The 16268-nt window shown below is 61.0% G+C and carries 15 protein-coding genes; 14 read left to right on the top strand and 1 reads right to left on the bottom strand.

All coding sequences use genetic code 11. The annotated features are described in order from the left end of the window. Positions 1 to 202 precede the first annotated feature (202 nt). From GM79_RS13470 to GM79_RS23145, 13 genes are all read left to right on the top strand, one after another. A complete protein-coding gene (locus GM79_RS13470; RefSeq protein ID WP_035560197.1) occupies positions 203 to 793 on the top strand; it encodes a recombinase family protein in 591 nt (196 codons plus the stop codon). 91 nt (positions 794 to 884) lie between these two features. Further along, a complete protein-coding gene (locus tag GM79_RS13465) occupies positions 885 to 1499 on the top strand; it encodes an RNA polymerase sigma factor (protein ID WP_035560196.1) in 615 nt (204 codons plus the stop codon). Beyond that, positions 1496 to 1936: a hypothetical protein gene (locus tag GM79_RS13460; RefSeq protein WP_035560194.1), complete on the top strand. Its 441-nt coding sequence runs from the start codon at positions 1496 to 1498 to the stop codon at positions 1934 to 1936. Before GM79_RS13465 ends, GM79_RS13460 begins: the two co-directional genes overlap by 4 nt. Before the next feature lie 59 nt (positions 1937 to 1995). Further along, positions 1996 to 2430 (top strand): hypothetical protein, encoded by a 435-nt coding sequence (locus tag GM79_RS13455; protein ID WP_035560193.1) that lies wholly within the window; start codon positions 1996 to 1998, stop codon positions 2428 to 2430. Between the two features lie 340 nt (positions 2431 to 2770). After that, entirely contained in the window at positions 2771 to 5125 is a 2355-nt protein-coding gene (locus GM79_RS13450) for an outer membrane beta-barrel protein (RefSeq protein WP_035560191.1), read from the top strand. 56 nt (positions 5126 to 5181) lie between these two features. Then, a complete protein-coding gene (locus tag GM79_RS13445; protein ID WP_035560189.1) occupies positions 5182 to 8202 on the top strand; it encodes a Tn3 family transposase in 3021 nt (1006 codons plus the stop codon). A gap of 521 nt (positions 8203 to 8723) precedes the next feature. Further along, positions 8724 to 9134 (top strand): MobC family plasmid mobilization relaxosome protein, encoded by a 411-nt coding sequence (locus GM79_RS13440; RefSeq protein WP_161787176.1) that lies wholly within the window; start codon positions 8724 to 8726, stop codon positions 9132 to 9134. Next, positions 9131 to 10930: a relaxase/mobilization nuclease domain-containing protein gene (locus tag GM79_RS13435; protein ID WP_035564707.1), complete on the top strand. Its 1800-nt coding sequence runs from the start codon at positions 9131 to 9133 to the stop codon at positions 10928 to 10930. The genes GM79_RS13440 and GM79_RS13435 overlap by 4 nt, the downstream gene beginning before the upstream one ends. Positions 10931 to 10978: 48 nt before the next feature. Further along, positions 10979 to 11215 (top strand): hypothetical protein, encoded by a 237-nt coding sequence (locus tag GM79_RS13430; RefSeq protein WP_035564705.1) that lies wholly within the window; start codon positions 10979 to 10981, stop codon positions 11213 to 11215. A 72-nt stretch (positions 11216 to 11287) separates the two neighbouring features. Further along, positions 11288 to 12145, top strand: coding sequence for a hypothetical protein (locus GM79_RS13425; protein ID WP_152559990.1), 858 nt, complete (start codon positions 11288 to 11290; stop codon positions 12143 to 12145). 40 nt (positions 12146 to 12185) lie between these two features. Continuing rightward, positions 12186 to 12524 carry a hypothetical protein gene (locus GM79_RS13420; protein WP_035564701.1) on the top strand — a complete coding sequence of 113 codons (339 nt, stop codon included), beginning with the start codon at positions 12186 to 12188 and terminating at the stop codon, positions 12522 to 12524. Positions 12525 to 12694: 170 nt separating this feature from the next. After that, a complete protein-coding gene (locus GM79_RS13415) occupies positions 12695 to 13387 on the top strand; it encodes a hypothetical protein (protein WP_152559989.1) in 693 nt (230 codons plus the stop codon). Positions 13388 to 13631: 244 nt separating this feature from the next. Continuing rightward, complete coding sequence (locus GM79_RS23145) at positions 13632 to 14600, top strand: S41 family peptidase (RefSeq protein WP_051718879.1); 969 nt, start codon at positions 13632 to 13634, stop codon at positions 14598 to 14600. A gap of 237 nt (positions 14601 to 14837) precedes the next feature. On the opposite strand, the gene GM79_RS25500 is transcribed toward GM79_RS23145, so the two are convergent. Then, positions 14838 to 15062, bottom strand: coding sequence for a hypothetical protein (locus GM79_RS25500; protein WP_035564697.1), 225 nt, complete (start codon positions 15060 to 15062; stop codon positions 14838 to 14840). A gap of 137 nt (positions 15063 to 15199) precedes the next feature. Here GM79_RS25500 and GM79_RS13400 point away from each other — a divergent pair, with 137 nt between their 5' ends. Continuing rightward, complete coding sequence (locus GM79_RS13400) at positions 15200 to 16261, top strand: transposase (RefSeq protein WP_035562095.1); 1062 nt, start codon at positions 15200 to 15202, stop codon at positions 16259 to 16261. The last annotated feature ends 7 nt before the right edge of the window (positions 16262 to 16268 follow it).

The following is a 16268-nucleotide window of genomic DNA, read 5'->3' as shown; positions in this document are numbered from 1 at the left end:
GGGGTAGCACAAGAGTAGGAACAGAAAGTATCGGTAGGGGAAAACTGCGTGGTCGGCTGTCTCAAAATACGGCCGTTTTAGCGGCCCACCCGCCTGGCCTGCTTTGCGCCCCGAAAAGCGACCAAAGATTGTCTCATTTCCTGTTCTCACCAATCAACGACTCGCTATCTTCGCCTCCGTTGACTTCCTGAGAAAAACTACCATGATTTTCGGCTATGCCCGTGTGAGCACCTCCGACCAGCAGCTGCACCTGCAGACCGATGCCTTGCAGGCTTACGGCTGTGCCGAGGTGGCCCAGGAAAAAGTGTCATCCGTGAAAGAGCGTCCGGCACTCCAACACCTGTTGGCCCGGCTGCGGCCCGGCGACACGCTCGTGGTCTGGAAGCTGGACCGGCTGGGCCGTTCGCTGAAGGACCTAGTCACGTTGGTGACGGGGTTTCAAGACAACGGCATCCACTTCGTCAGCCTACAGGACCACCTGGATACGACCACGGCGCAGGGCCGGCTTATGTTCAATCTGTTCGCCTCACTGGCCGAGTTTGAGCGCGACATTATCCGCGAGCGCACCAAGGCCGGACTGACGGCTGCCCGGGCGCGGGGACGACAGGGCGGTCGGCCCAAAGGCCTCTCGAAGGAAGCCCTCTCCAAGGCGCAGGCGGCGAAGACGCTTTACTTGCAACAGGACAAAACGGTGGCGGAAATCGGACAACTGCTGGGCGTGGGACGAGCGACGATTTACCGGTACCTCGCGCACTTGGATGTACCCACTGGCGGCACCCGTACGCCGGCTTGAGTCGCCTGCACAAACGCTTTTTCGCAAACGGAGTGACTGCCGAAAAAAGTCTTTATGCAACATCATTCCGACTGACCGGTCTCATGCCTAGATGAGCAAACTGCCCGCCTTCCCCGTGACCGACCAGCAGCTTGTGGCGCAGGTGCTGGGAGGAAATACCGCGGCTTTTGGGCAAATCGTGCAGCGCACGGAGGGGCTGGTCACGCAGATGGTATTCAAAATGATTCGCCACCCCGCGGACCGTCCGGATGTCGCGCAGGAAGTGTACCTGAAGGTTTTTAAGCATTTGGCCGGGTTCAAGTTTCAAGCAAAGCTTTCCACGTGGGTCGGTCAGATTGCCTACAACACGTGCCTGCATTACCTGGAAAAGAAGCAACTGGTGCTAGTGGACTTGTCGGAGCACAAGCCGGACAACTCGTCGGACGAAGGCCGTAGTCCCCCCTTCGGTTTAGTGGCCGGGCCAGACTACGACCCGGAAGCGGCCCTTTTTGACCAAGACCTGGCCGGTATTTTAAGCACGGCCATCGAGCAATTGCCCCCGCTCTACCGCACCCTGATTGCCTTGTATCACCAGCAGGAACTGAGCTACGAGGAAATTGCCCAGATAACCTCTCTGCCGGACGGGACCGTGAAAAACTACCTCTTTCGGGCGCGGAAACAGCTAAAACAACAGCTATTGGCCACTTATAAACGAGACGAATTATGACCAGCCCCCATCTCACCGAGCGCGCCCTTCAGGAAGCGGCGGAATCCACCTCCTTGCTGCCGGACTCCCAGGCAGCACACCTGCGCGGCTGCCGCTTGTGTCAGGGCCGGGTGGCTACGTACCAGCATCTGTTCACGGCCGCCGCCCACCTGCCGCCCCCGGTCTTCGCTTTCGACCTCACGGCGAGCGTCCTGGCACAGTTGCCCCGGCCCCAGCCCGCCTTTCCCTGGGTGCTCAGCGGAGTGGCCGCCCTCGTGCTGGCGGTGGTGGTGGCGTTCCTGGCCGTATTTGGCGGCCAGCTGGTACCGATTTTACAAAGCTTGGGCACCGGGCTAGGGGCTGGGCTGCTGGCCGTGACGGGCTTGGTCGTGGCCGGGCAATGCCTGGAATTGCTGACCCGGCACCGCCAGCAAATGCGCCTGCTGACTTTTTCTTGATTTTTTGCAACCTGACTGGCGCTGACCGGTCTCATGCGGTATTACCCCCAACCCGACTTATGAAAAGGTTTCTGTTGCTGCTGTTTTGCTGCCTGACCGCCGGGGAAGCATCGGCCCAATCGGCCCTGCTACCGACCCTTGATGCCAACGCGGTGGAGATTGCGCGACGGGTCATTTTTCCAGCCATCGCCCTTTTCCTGCTCGGCTACTTCGTTTTGGCAGCCATTAAACTGGTACTTAATTACTTACTAAAAAACAAAATAGTTGATACGGCCATCATTTCGGAAAGCGTGGTCGAGCGCCTATTGCCCGGCCCGCAGGACGAGCTAAACAAAGTGGTGAAGTGGGTCGCGTTGCTCCTGAGCACTGGCGCGGGGCTCACGGCGTGTAATTGGTACCTACCCCTGGGCCTGCACTCCGTCATCATCCTAGTGTTCAGCACCGCCTTGGGCTTCCTGGCTTACTATCTATTCCTGCGCCGACAAGCGAAGTAACCCCTCGTAACCCCCTATTCTCGTTAGTTTCGAACGCGAGGGCAGCGAGTACGCGAGGGAAATTACTGCCTCATCTCCTTTTCTTTTTCTGTCATCTTACTTCCAAACCCCGATGAATCAGCCGGTATTCTCAGCTCAATTTACTAGGTATTGCCTGGTAGCTTGTATTGCAATAAACCTTGTCAGTCAATTTCTTATGCCGAATGTTAAAAGAGCTGTCATGCAGCTGTTGCGTCAACTTCTTGATGGCACATCGGCTGTGCGCCGAGGCGGGGGGTGGTGTTGGGGGCTCGTGTTCTTCGTAGCGGGCCTACTGCCTAGTCCGCTCCGTGCGCAGACGTTGGGCGAAGTCTCCGGTACGCTGCTGGACCAGGCAACCCGGCAACCGCTCCCTTTTGCCAATGTGCTGCTTCTGCGGGTGTCCGACTCGGCCCTGGTAGCCAACACCCAAACCGCGGAAAACGGCACCTTTGCGCTGACCAACCTCGCGTTGGGCCGTTACCTGGTGCGGGCCGAGGCGCTGGGCTACCGTTCTATCCGCCGTCCGGCTACGATGGACGCCACTACCCCGGTGGTCCGTTTGGGGGAGTGGGGGATGGTGGCCGCCGCCGTGCAGCTGGGCGGCGTGGTCGTGCAGGGCGAAAAAGCGGCGCTGGTCAACGAGCTGGGTAAAATCGTGCTCAACGTGGACAAAGACCTCAACAGCGCGGGCGGCACGGCGGCGGATGTGCTACAGAAAGTACCCTCGGTGGCGGTGGACGAAAACGGGCAAGTGAGCCTGCGGGGCAACCCGGGCGTCACGCTCTACCTCGACGGCAAGCCAGCTCCCCCCAACCTGCGCCTCGACCAGCTGCCGGCCAGCCGCCTCGAAACCATCGAAGTCATTACCAATCCCGGCGCGCAGTATTCGGCCCAAGGCACGGGGGGCATCATCAATCTGGTGCAGAAAAAACCAACCCAGGATGGCTGGAACGGCGATGCGCTGGTTACGATGGGCACCCGCGACAAATACACGGCGTCCCTCAACCTGAACCGCAAGGTCGGCAACATCAACTTTTTTGGGGGAGTTGACGGGTCGGACAATCTCTTTCGGGGCAGCTCGTCCTTGCAGCAGGTCGCTACGGTAGACGGCAGCACCACCCGCACCGACCAGACGGGCCGAAGCACCCGCGACCAAACCGCAATTGGCGGGCGTCTGGGTGTTGGCTACGCTCCCAGCGACCAGCAGCGCCTGTCCCTCACGGCCCAGTACTACAAACAGGACAACCAGACCGCGCAGGACTTTACCACCCGGCTCACCGACGGCCTTGCCCCCACCATCGACCTGCAAAATCAGAATTCGCAGGTAGAAAACCTCTACAACGCCCGCGTCTCGGGCGATTACCGGCGCACGTGGGCCGCTTACCCCGGCCGGGTGCTGACGGCCAGCGCCACGTACCTTCTGGATGGGGGCACCGTCACGACCCAGCAGCGCGTATTGGATGGCCCCGCCCGCTATTCGCGCAACGCCCGCCAGCAACTACTGGATGTCACCATTCAGATGCCTTCGGCGCAAGTGGACTACGTGCATCCCCTGGACGACAAGCGCGGCTGGGCAGCGGGGGTGAAAACAGACCTCATGGTGACGCCCGGCTCGGCCGATTATTCGGTGCAACCGACGACCGGCGCCGAATTCATTCGGCAGGAAGCCGGCTCGTTCCGGTACAAGTACCGGCAGCTCATTCCGCAGGCTTACGGTTCCTACCAGCACAAGTCGGGTGCGTGGGAATACCAGGGCGGGCTGCGGGCCGAATACACGGGCCTGCAGGCCCAGGTGCTGCCCACGGGCTCGGCCCGCCAACGGATTCTCAACGTCTTCCCCTCAGCCACGGTGGCGCGCACGCTGCCCCACGACCAGCGCCTACAGTTCAGCTACGCGCGCCGGCTAAACCGGCCCAATTTCCTGCAAATCATTGCGCTGCCCATTTATTTGGATGCCCGCAATTACGTGGTGGGCAACCCCGACCTACGCCCCGAGTACGTGCACGTCGCGGAGTTGGGGCACCAGGTAGCCTGGCAGACCACGACGCTGAGCACGACCCTGTTCGGGCGCTTTGCCAGCCAGTCCATCCAAAGCCTGCGCACCATTGATACGCTGGCGACCCGCCTCAGCGGCCAGCCCGATTTCATCACCCGCACCAGCTACGCCAATTTTGGCAACACCGCCAGCTACGGGCTGGAGGTTTCGCTGACGCAAACCATAGCCCCCTGGTGGAAGCTCACGGCGAACGGCTCTTACTACCGCAACCAAGTAGCCAGCTTCAGCGGCGAGGGGACCCGGGCCAACTTCACCGGCACGGCCTATGTCCTGAACACCTTCAACCCCACCAAAACGCTGGCCGTGCAGCTCAGCGGCAACTACCGCGCGCCGCTGGTGGTGCCGCAAGGCCGCTTGCTGGAGGTGTACGGGGTTGACGTGGCCCTCCGCCAGCGCCTCTTTCGCGACCGGGCCGCGCTGACCCTGCGCGTGAGTGACGTATTCAACACGCGCCGCCAGTACACGCAACTCGCGGCCGATGGGCTTGCCGCCGACCTGCGAACCAAATACGAAACGCGCGTGGGCTACCTGGGATTCACCTGGTTTCTGGGGAACAATAAGCCCGCCAGCACCATCGAAAACCAACCCAAAGGTGATACAGGCGGCTTCGGCGGTTAGCGTGGGAACGATGACCAGACGGCTTCCGCCCTTGCGCAACGCTGTCATCCGCTGCCATGCCCGTTGAATTCCTTAGCGACGAGCAGGCCGCCCGCTACGGGCGCTACCCCGCCGACCCCAGTCCGGAGCAACTGGCCCGTTTCTTTTACCTGAGCCCGCAGGACATCCAGTTTCTGGCCGGCTACCGCCGAACCTACACCCAACTCGGGTGCGCCGTGCAGCTGGGTACGTTGCGGTTTTTGGGCACGTTTCTGCCCGTTCCCACGCAGGTTCCGGCCGTTGTGGTACAAACCCTGGCCCGGCAACTGCACCTGACGGCCGATACCTGGAGCGACCAGTACACCCGGCCGAACACCTTGCACGACCACCAGGTACAGGTGGTGGCCTATCTGGGTTTTCGCCCCTTTGACGGCCGCCAGGCGTTCCGCCTGGCCCGCTGGCTTTACGCCCAGGTGCTCACCAGCACCGTGCGGCCCAGCGTGCTCTTCGATTTGGCGACCGCGCACCTGGTGGCCCAGCGCGTCGTACTGCCCGGCGTGACGGTGCTGGCTCGCCTGATTGCGCGGGTGCGCGAGCGCACCGGCCGCCACCTCTACCGCCAGCTCCGTAACCGGTTGAACCCGGTGCAGCAGCAGGCCTTGGAATCGCTGTTGGTCGTGCCGCCTGGCCAGCGGCTCACCCGACTGGAAGCGTTACGTACCGCGCCCACCCGCGTTTCCGGCCCTGCTCTGGTGGCCGCGTTGGGACGGCTGGACCACGTGCGCGCCCTGGGTGTCGGGGACATCTCGCTCCACGACTTGCCCGAAGCCCGCTTGGTGCGGCTGGCCCGCCACGCCCAAGTGGCCTGGGGGCAGACGTTGGCCCGCATGGGGGAGGAACGCCGCCTGGCCACGCTGTTCGCCTTTGTCCAGGCCCTCGAACGCACGGCCACCGACGATGTGCTGGACCTCTTCGACGGGCTGATGACGTCGCTGGCCCTGCGGGGCGAAACGAAGCGCCGCCGCGAACGGCTCCGTTCCCTCAAGGACCTAGACCAGGCCGCGCTAGTGTTGCACCAAGCGGTGCGTATTCTGCTGGACGAATCCGTTCCCGAAGCCCACATTCGGAACCAAGTGCTGGGGCGCATCGGCGAAGCCCCGTTGCGGGCAGCAGCTGACGCAGTGCAGGCGCTGGCCGGTTCCGCAGACGACCCACAGTTCCAGGCGCTCAGCGGCAGCTACGCGACGGTGCGCCGGTTCCTGCCGACCTTGCTGGCGGGCGTTACTTTCGAGGGCGCTCCGTCGGCCAAACCCTTGCTCGACGCGTGGCGCTTCCTACAGGCCCAGGAAGCCGGTGGGCGGGGCCGGCCGAAGTGGGCGGCGGCGCCCCGCTCCCTCGTGCCCAAAAGCTGGGCGCGGCGGGTGTTTCCCGGCAAAGACGAGGTGAACCCGGCGGCGTACACCCTTTGCGTGCTGGACCGGCTGCACCAGGCCCTGCGTCGCCGGGAGGTATTCGTTGCGACAAGTGAGCGCTACGGCGACCCGCGGGCGGAACTGCTGCAAGGTGAGGCCTGGGAGGCGGCGCGGGAGGCGGTGGCCCGCGCCTTGGACCGCTCCCTCGACCCGGCCGTGGAACTGGTTCGGCTCCAGGCACAGCTACGGGCCGCCTACAGGGGAGTGGGCGAAAGCCTGCCGCACAACACGGCGCTGCAGGTGGTGCAGCAGGACGGGCAGCCTTTTGTGCGGGTGAGCCCCTTGTCGGCGCAGGAGGAACCAGCCAGCCTGACGCACTTGCGCGAGCAGCTGGCGGGGCAGTTGCCCCGCGTGGAGCTGGCGGCGCTGCTGTTGGAAGTCGATGCCTTCACGGACTTAACCGGGGCCTTCACGCATGTGGCCGATGGACAAACCAAAGCGCTCGACCTGCCGCTGAGCATTTGCGCCGTTTTATTGGCGCAAGCCTGCAACATTGGCCTAAAGGCAGTGGCCCGGCCCGAAGTGCCCGCCCTGACGCTGCCGCGCTTGTCCTGGGTGCAACAAAACTACGTGCGGGCGGAAACGCTTGCCGCCGCCAACGCCCGTCTGGTGGACGGGCAAGCCCGGTTACCCCTGGCCCAGGCCTGGGGCGGGGGCGAAGTCGCCTCGGCCGATGGCATGCGTTTCGTGGTGCCCGTGCGCACGCTTCATGCCGGGTGGAACCGCAAATACTACGGCTCGCAGCGCGGCGTGACCTACTACAACTTTACCGGCGACCAGTTCACGGGCTTTCACGGCATCGTCATTCCCGGCACCTTGCGCGATTCCCTGTTCATCCTGGCCGGACTGCTGGAGCAGCAAACCAACCTGGACCCGCGCGAAATCATGGCCGATACGCACGGCTACAGCGAGGTCGTCTTTGGCTTGTTTGCGTTGCTGGGCTACCGGTTCAGCCCCCGGCTGGCCGACCTCTCGGACCAGCGCTTCTGGCGCCTGAACAAAGAGGACGACTACGGCCCGCTCAACGAGTTGGGCCGGCACGTCATCCATTCCCGCCTCATTCACGACCATTGGGACGACATGCTGCGGCTGGCGGGCTCGCTCAAGCTGGGCAAGGTCAAAGCCACCGCCGTGATGCGCACGTTGCAGCGGGCGGGTTCGCTCTCGGGCCTGGGCCGGGCGATGGCGGAATTCGGGCGGGTGGAGAAGACGCGCTACCTGCTGGCCTACGTGCAGGACGAGGCCTACCGCCGGCGCATCCTGGTGCAGCTCAACCGCGGCGAGGGCCGCCACGCGCTGGCCCGTGCCGTCTTCCACGGCAAGAAAGGCGAGTTACGCCAACGCTACCGCGAGGGCATGGAGGACCAGTTGGGCGCGCTGGGCCTGGTCGTGAACGCCTTGGTGCTGTGGAACACTCGCTATTTGCAGCAGGCGTTGGAACAGTGGCAAGAAACCGAAGGGAACCTGAACCCAGACGACGTAGCCCGCCTTTCGCCGTTACTGCACGAACACGTCAACATGCTGGGCCGCTACGACTTCACGCTGCCGGAAGCGGTTGCGGCCGGGCAGTTACGCCCGTTGCGCGCCCTCACGGACTGGGAAGCGTCGTTAAGCGAAATGGCCTAGCGATATTTTCTGTTCCTACTCTTGTGCTACCCCCTTTAGTGCCTTCAGTGACATTATGCGAGTGAAGAGATGTCCCTTGATGCTCAAACCAGTGTTGCTACTCGTCTATAAAAGGTACGTGCGGTGAGCTGCATTTTGCAATTGCAGATAGCTAAGACAGCCAGCGAGCGGTTGCGTGGTCGACTAGCAATACAACCAGCTAACTCAGAGATTTTGCCAACTGTTCCCATAGCATTGATGAAGTGCTGGACTGAAGAAGCGATGATGTTTTGAGGCCCTGAAGAAGCTACATTGTTACTTGAGAAAGCACCAGTGGCAGGGAGTCATTTTAGCGACTCTGAACCTAGTTCTTGTATGGTAGCTACCTTGTAGCCTAGTAACCCCGAAGCCCCCTAACGTATCCCTAGCGCCCCCTTTATCGTATGTTCTGGCGTAAGGGAGCAAGACAGGTTTTGCTAGCGCAAAACGTCTCGCTTTTTGCTCCCGTTGGTCGCAAAAAGAACCGCCTTACGACTCCGCCCATGCCGACGACAGCCCCCGTACCCGAACAAAAGACCCAACCGAAGCGCACGGGTAAAGCCGCTGGTGGCCGGCCACGGAAGCTCGATGCGGAGAAGCTTAAGAGCGTGACCACGCATGTTTCAATGGCCCGGTACGTGGAACTGGAAGCGGGTGCGGCCGAAGTGCGGCAGCCACTATCGCAGTTCCTGCGCCCCTTGGTGGAGGCTGGCATAAGTCAGCGCAAGCGTCCGATGCTACAGCTTTCGGTAGAGCAGGATAAGTGTCTAAAGCAGCTCTCAGGTCTAGCCAATAACCTCAATCAGCTAGCTAAGAAAGCGCACCAAGCCGGGTTCGAAAGGGTAGCCAATGAAGTGACCCAGCAGGCGGCGGAGGTCAACCGATTGTTGAACTATTTTGGGGCTCTCGTATGATAAGCCGCACAACGATAGGGCGCAGCTTTGCGGGCCTGGTGCGCTACCAGTTCGAAGGGCGGAAGGACTTGCCGAGCGACAAGCAAGCCGAGGTGCTGGTGGCCGTGGGCGTACGGGCGGATAGTGCCGCGCACATGAGCATGGACTTCAACCGCGGGCGGCAGCTAAACCCCAACTTGGGGCAAGCCGTGTGGCACACGAGTTTGAGCTTTAACCCGGACGACGCGGCCCAGCTGGACAGCGCGAAGATGCTGATTATTGCCGAGGGCTATGTGCAAAAGATGGGACTCGACAACACGCAGTACACCATCATCCGGCACCACGACCAGAAGGATAATCAGCACCTGCACATCATCGCCAATCGGGTAGACAACGACGGAAAAACCATCAAGGACGGGCAGAATTTCTACCTCTCAAAGGTGGCGCTCACTGAGCTGATTCAGGAACATGGGCTGACCCCGCCGAAAGGTTTGCGGCCCGAGAAGCAGCACCCGGAACGGCTGCACGGCGTGGACCTCACCCGCCATGAGCTGAAGGAGGCGCTGCGCACAGCGCTGACCACGGCCACCGACGGCAAGGACCTGCGCCAGCAGCTGAACGAGCAGGATATCACGTTCCGGGTGTTTCAGACCAAGGAGGGCAAGCCGACCGGCATCAGCTTTTCTAGGAAGGGGCAGACGCTCAAAGGGTCGGAGATTGGGCGCGAATACAGCTTGGCCGGCATCGTGAAGCAGCTCGAAGCCAACCAGGCCACGCGGCAGGCTGAGGTCGCCCGCCAGGAAGCGGACCAACGTGCTGCCGCCGAGCAGGCGCGGCAGCAAGCCGCGCTGGAAGCTGCTGCGCAGGAACAGCGTCAACTCGCTGCCCAACGCCAGGAAGCGGAGCGCCAAGCGGTAAAAGTGCCGGAACTGCCAGTCGTAGAACGCAAGTGGCAAGAAGACTATCAAAAATATACGGCCGACTTGGCCCAACGAAACGGACCCATTCAGACCTGGAACAAGATTATTGACTCGTATAGTCAGCATCTGAAGATGTACCCGAATGAGGAAGGGATAGACGCTGTGCTGCAGGGGATGGAAGGCGACCCGCACTCAGCGGCGCTTAGAGCAGAATTAGAGCGCCAGGTGGCGGCACGAGCCTACCACGCGGACCAGTGGGCGCGCAGCTATGGCCAGCAGGCTGCGTTAGAAGCAAAGGCGAAAGGGGGCTTTTGGGGAAAAAATGACGCCTCCCGGGAAGCCGAGGAAAAGCTGAAGTTCCTGACCGAAAAGGACCGGCCCTTGCCCGGCCTCTTAGCGCCGGCGCTGCTCGAATTTGCCCGCGCCGCGAAAGCGGCAGACCGCCCGGCTCCCGCCGTGGGGTTTGAGGGCCGCGCCTATCACATGCCCGAACTAACGAGCCTGAGCTTCGCCGATTACGCCGCCAAGCGCGAGGCCGAGCGGCAGTTGGTGGTGCGCGTGAGCGAGCCGGTGAGCGACATCCAGACCACGGGCCGCGCCGATACCTTGCAGCGTACGCTGACCAGCAAAGGAGCCACGGTATCCGTGAGTCACACCGTCGATGCCCAGGGCAACCGGGTAAGCGAGGTGGTGGTGCAGTACAGCGTGCAGCAGCCCCGCCACGAACTGAAGGACATTAGTCTGGTGCTGGACTGGGCGGCCAAGCAGCCGGGGCACCAGGTGCAGGAGCGCGAGGCCGACCGGGCGCAGCGCCAAGCCTCCGGTCAGCGGGAGGTGCAGCAGGCGCAAGCCCGCACCCAGGGGCCGCGTCGGGGCCAGGGAACGGGAATGGAGTAGGTCTTTTTACTGTTAGTCAGTCGTGGCCCCACCCGTTTTCCACGTCGTATGCCTCCTTCGTTCGCTTTTGATTCGCCGCTCACGGTCTTTCTGGGTCAGCTTACTTCGCCCGATTTTCAGGACGCGATGCGCGAGCAGTTGCGTGCCGAAGCCGCAGCGGCTCATACCTTTCTCTCGTACCGCGACGAGCAAGGCCGCCACATTCACGAGTACCCCGCCATGGGGGAGAAGTACGAAATGTTGCCCACGACGCCCCATAACTGTCGGCTGCTGGCAGCAGAGTAGGGGAGGCACGCTTTTTTGTGTATAAAATGCCTCAAATTCCCTTAAAACGGGCTTTTTGGCGTATCTTGTAGCATGACAGGAAGCCAAAAAAGACAGTTCCGCCAGCAGTTTCAGGCCCATCATTACCCGGTCAAAATCTTCCGGGGCGACCCTACCCGGCCGGCCTACACCCTGTTCAGTTTACACCAGTACCCGACCTATCTCGCGGCGATGAACGAGCTGGACGAACTGATAGGCCAGTGGCCCCGGAACCAACCGCGCACCGTGGCACTGCTGGCCGTTCGGAAGGCATTTTTCGACAACGGGGCCACGCACTGGGAGGTCGGAATGGTGCACGACGAGGACCAGGAGAACGTACACGGCCTGATGCTCAACGAGCGCCGGCGGCGGGAGTGGGTGGACCCGAAGAAAGCCGCCCGCCACGCCTACAACCTCACGCTGGCCGAGGCAGCATTGGTCGAAAGCCAGCGCCGCAAGCAAGGCCCCCCGACCGGCAAAGGGCCGCGCCAGGCCCCGCAAGCCCCCCAGCAGGCGAAGGCCCTAGCGTTTACCCCAGCCCAGCCCCGGCCAAATAACCGGCCCGCCGCCCGCCGCCGATACACGGCCGCGCAGCTGCAACGCGACCCGCTGGCCTACCAGGCATCAATGAATGAGCTAGACGAGCTGCTGGAGCACTGGCCGTACAAGCGGAACCGCATTCTCTACTTGCTGGCCACGCACGAGGCCCTGGCACAGCGCGGCGGCCGGGTGGCCGACGAATCTCAGATGCTCGACCCTGGCAACCCGACCCACCACGCCGACCGGGCGCAGCGATTGGCGCGGGCTGCTGAGCGTGCCTCCGACCCGCAACGGGCCGGCCGCCATCAGCAGGCCGAACACGAAGCCCGCGGCTGGTTGGAATGCCAGAGACTTTACCGGAGCCAGCGCTAATGCTAACCCACCTGTTTTTGCAATTGTAAGGCCGCCGCCTATGAAACCCGAAAAGCAGCCCATTTTAAGCCACTCGCCGAGCGGCAGCGCCACCGAGCACCTGCGGCCCATCATCGACTTTCTCACAGCCCAGGGCAACCCGCCCACGCCGCGCCCAAGCTACCTGCGACTGAACCCGGACGGCTTCTATGTTGACCGCGACGGGGTGGGCGAGTTCCTGTTTGAGCAGCCCCTGGACGTGGAGGCGGTACAAGCCCGCTTTGACTTGCCGCCAAGCATTGGCTTTACCCGACAGGGCGACCTTTGGGACAGTCCCAACCGAAAGGGCATCATGCAGTCGCGGCCGGATTTCTCAAAGCCTATCGTTTGGGATTTATAGCAGCGCAGCAAAGTATCACGCGGGCCGCAGCGACCAGGCGGGCCGAAAACCACCACTTTCCCACGAGCGCGCTTACAAGTGGGATTATGTCAAACGACAAAATGAAGGAACAAGAAGGAAAGAAGGCCACTCCCCAACCCGCCAAAAGTTCTCGTTTGTTCGGGGCAAAAATGGACTCAGCCACGCGGCGTTTACTGACCCCACGCGAGCAGTGGACCCCCGCGCAAAAACGGGCCGACAAGCGGGCCGAGGACGCCGCCTATGCGCAGGGGAGCATCTGGTACGAGCAGGTGCTGGCGTTACTACGGGCGGGCGACCTTGCGGGAGCGGTGCAGGCCATTACCCCTTCTCCGGGCGGGCCTTACGTCAACCAAGCGGTAGAGGCCGTGGCCCGGGCTCAGGTGCAGGCCGGCGAGCTGCTGGCGGCCGTGGCCACTGCGCAGCGGCTGCCCTACCCCGACACCAAAGGCGAGGTAATCGGGGCCGTGGTGCAAGTATTGGTGCAGCGGGGCGACTTAGCCGCCGCGCAGTGGCTGGCGGCTACCGTAACCGGGTTCCGGTACGTTGACGTGATGAAGCGGATTGCGGAGGCGCAGCAGCAGGCCGGGGACACTGAAGCCGCCCGGCGCACCTTGCGACAGGCGCGGGAACGCGCCGAGGGATTCAGCGAGGGGGACATGAAAAATGGTTACTTCCGGTCTTACTATCTGTCCGACCTTGCCAAGGCTCAGGTGCAAGCGGGCGATGTGGCCGGGGCAATCCACACCGCGCAGCTCATTACCCATCAAGAGGAGCAAGGATGGGCTTTACGCGCCATAGCAGAAGGTACCCCTCACCGAGCCACCGACTCAGCTTCCTCCTAAGTAGGGGTCGCACAATAGTGGCCTTGGTTAAAAGTTTGGTACCAAGGTTAAACGAGCGGGCGTTGGGCTGTCATTCAAACGTGAACGACTGCGCGGGCCGTTCTCCGCGTGCCACCAGTGAGCCGGGCGGTTGCCCTGGGCTAGTAGATACTCTATGACCGGGCGCAAGTGGTCGGTGCGCGGGTCGTGGCCGGAGGCTCCCTGGGCGGCTACCTGTATGCTAGGCATATCTTAACTTGGACGGATGAAACGGCTACGCTACTTCAGCATTTTATTCTTCGTCTTTGCTACTTGTCGTGCCGAACGTAAGCCCCCCTCCCCGGCGGTGCGGAACTATTTGGAGGAGGTAGTCAGTATTATGCAAGCCAATTTCGTTAATCGGGCGGCCATCAACTGGGTAGTTTTCAAGCAGAATCTGCTAACGGAAGCAAGTGGCGCCCAAACAATTGAGCAGGCCTATCCAGCGGTTGTATGTGCCATCGTGGCCCTAGGCGATAAGCACACACAGTTTTATTGTGCCCGCCCGGTGAAAGGCCCCGAAATACCCACTGCCAAGCAGCCCCCGCTATACCCCGACGAGCCGGTTCCGGGGGACATCGGCTACATCAGAATTTCCTGGGTTGTCGGCAGCCAGGAAAAGCTAGACGCGTACATAGCCAACGTACAGGCCCAAATCAAGGAGCGGGATAAGCCCGAATTAAAAGGCTGGCTCGTGGATTTGAGAGGAAATATGGGCGGGAATATGTGGCCGATGCTGGTAGGGGTAGGACCGGTTTTGGGAGAAGATACGCTCGGCTATTCTTTTGACTCGAATAATACCAAAACCGCGTGGCGATACGAAAAAGGCAAGGCATTGGCGGACGGCGACATAGAGGCAGAAACCGCCACTTATTATACGCTTAAGTCTGCCAACCCGGTAGTGGCCGTGCTAACCGATACCCTAACGGCCAGCTCGGGCGAGGCCGTTGCGGTCGCCTTCAAAGCCCGAAAGCACACCCGAAGCTTTGGGGCGGGCACGTGCGGGGTATCGACCGGCAGAAGCCGCTTTTATTTGTCCGATGGGTCCGTTCTCCTGCTGACAACCGCCGTGTTCGCCGACCGCCGCTTGGTACGGTATGGCCACTCCATCGCCCCCGACGAGCCGCTCAAGCCAGCCGAAGTAGTGCCGCAAGCCATTCGTTGGATTAGGGAAGAATACAAAGCGAAGAAATAAGTGGCAGCATCAATGAGCGGGCCGAACAGGTCAACAAGGTGGGGCCAGCAGGATGCGGTAGTGGTTCCACTTGCTGGCCCCGTTTCCACCGGCATAACAGCCCCCAATTGGCGGGGGCCGGCAAGGCGCACCTTTCTGGCTCTACCGCCGCGCAGTGGGGAGCATGAACCAGGCAGGACCTGATGACCGGCTCGTTTAACCTTGGTACCAAACTTTTAACCAAGGCCAATTATACGTTTATCTAGTGTTTTTTATACTTTCCAATGTCTCAAATAATAAAGAAGGAATCTTCTTGTCAACTATCATCTGATAATTAACATCTTCTTTATTGAGAACGTCAACAATCAAGCAATTCTGGGCGCTCACATGGTAGCCGTTTGCAAAATTCGCGGACAGATAGATGTGAAGGGCTTCGGCAAAAATTCCTAATTCAGGCTTTTTGAATCCCTCTAACTTGGCCAAAAACCAAATTGCGCCCACATACTTGTCTTCTCCAACCTCAAAGGAATAGACTTGACTGGGTGTGATTTGTACAGGTACGCCACTGATTTCAATAACTGATGTTACGCAGTATTTTTCCGTTCTAACTACCGTTTTCGATGGCCTGCACCCTGGATTTGTACACGGATTATCTCATCAGCTCGACGGGCCAAACTTCGGCTACGGGCCTCTCACGCCTGTTCGATGGGCAGCTTAGTCACGACCAGGTGACGCGCTGGCTCAGCAGCGTACACTTGGATTCACGCCAGGTCTGGGGCCATGCCAAACCGCTGATTCGGCAAACCGAGCGGACGTTGGAAGCAGCCGATTTTGCTGTTCTTATCGTCGATGATTCTATTTTGGAGAAGGCCCACACCGATGCCAATGCCCTGCTCTGTACCCATTACGACCATAGCCTGGGGCGGTACGTGAAGGGGCTCAATTTCGTGAGCCTGCTCTATGTGGCCGGTTCGCTCGCCGTGCCGATTGCCGTGGAGCTGGTGGAGAAAACGCAGGCCGTAACCGACCCTAAAACCCAGAAAGTGAGTCAGAAAAGCCCGCTGACGAAAAACGAGATGCTCCGCGCCATGTTGCGCGTGGCCCAAGAGCAAGTGGCCTACGGCTACCTGCTGGCCGACAGCTGGTATGCCTCGGCTGAGAACATGAACCAGGTGCGCGCGTTGGGCCACGACTTTATTTTTGCCCTGCCCACCTCGCGCACCGTGGCCCTGAGCGAAGTGGGGCGCGGCAATGGGGAATTCCAGGCCCTTGATACGCTGGCTTTCCCGGATGGGCAGCCCTTGCGCGTCTGGCTACGGAGCGTCGTGGAGGCGGTGCTCGTGGTCCGGCAAGTCTTTACAAATAAGGACGGTTCGCAGGGCGTGTTATATCTGGTGAGCAGCGATACGAATTTGACCGGGGAACAAGTGACGGTAATCTACCAGAAAAGGTGGAAAATCGAGGAGTACCACAAATCGCTCAAGCAAAACACGTCGATGGGCAAGTCGCCTACGAAAACCATCGATACGCAGGCCAATCATTTCTTTTCTTCCATCCTGGCCTACATCAAGTTAGAGAAGATAACCCGACAATTAGGCATTGGTCATTTTCGCCTCAAAGCCCAACTTTATTTGCGCGGACTCAAAGCCATGCACTACGCGTTAACCAAAATGGCTGCGTAACATCAGT

This window comes from Hymenobacter sp. IS2118 (assembly GCF_000715495.1).
Classification (GTDB): Bacteria; Bacteroidota; Bacteroidia; order Cytophagales; family Hymenobacteraceae; genus Hymenobacter.
The sequence above is the reverse complement of the archived record's forward strand: the minus strand, read 5'-3'. Positions and strand labels throughout refer to the sequence as shown.

Coding starts and splice junctions, on each gene's coding strand:
- GM79_RS13470 (WP_035560197.1), top strand. CDS start 203: ATGATTTTCGGCTATGCCCGTGTGAGCACCTCCGACCAGCAGCTGCAC.
- GM79_RS13465 (WP_035560196.1), top strand. CDS start 885: ATGAGCAAACTGCCCGCCTTCCCCGTGACCGACCAGCAGCTTGTGGCG.
- GM79_RS13460 (WP_035560194.1), top strand. CDS start 1,496: ATGACCAGCCCCCATCTCACCGAGCGCGCCCTTCAGGAAGCGGCGGAA.
- GM79_RS13455 (WP_035560193.1), top strand. CDS start 1,996: ATGAAAAGGTTTCTGTTGCTGCTGTTTTGCTGCCTGACCGCCGGGGAA.
- GM79_RS13445 (WP_035560189.1), top strand. CDS start 5,182: ATGCCCGTTGAATTCCTTAGCGACGAGCAGGCCGCCCGCTACGGGCGC.
- GM79_RS13440 (WP_161787176.1), top strand. CDS start 8,724: ATGCCGACGACAGCCCCCGTACCCGAACAAAAGACCCAACCGAAGCGC.
- GM79_RS13435 (WP_035564707.1), top strand. CDS start 9,131: ATGATAAGCCGCACAACGATAGGGCGCAGCTTTGCGGGCCTGGTGCGC.
- GM79_RS13430 (WP_035564705.1), top strand. CDS start 10,979: ATGCCTCCTTCGTTCGCTTTTGATTCGCCGCTCACGGTCTTTCTGGGT.
- GM79_RS13425 (WP_152559990.1), top strand. CDS start 11,288: ATGACAGGAAGCCAAAAAAGACAGTTCCGCCAGCAGTTTCAGGCCCAT.
- GM79_RS13420 (WP_035564701.1), top strand. CDS start 12,186: ATGAAACCCGAAAAGCAGCCCATTTTAAGCCACTCGCCGAGCGGCAGC.
- GM79_RS13415 (WP_152559989.1), top strand. CDS start 12,695: ATGGACTCAGCCACGCGGCGTTTACTGACCCCACGCGAGCAGTGGACC.
- GM79_RS23145 (WP_051718879.1), top strand. CDS start 13,632: ATGAAACGGCTACGCTACTTCAGCATTTTATTCTTCGTCTTTGCTACT.
- GM79_RS13400 (WP_035562095.1), top strand. CDS start 15,200: ATGGCCTGCACCCTGGATTTGTACACGGATTATCTCATCAGCTCGACG.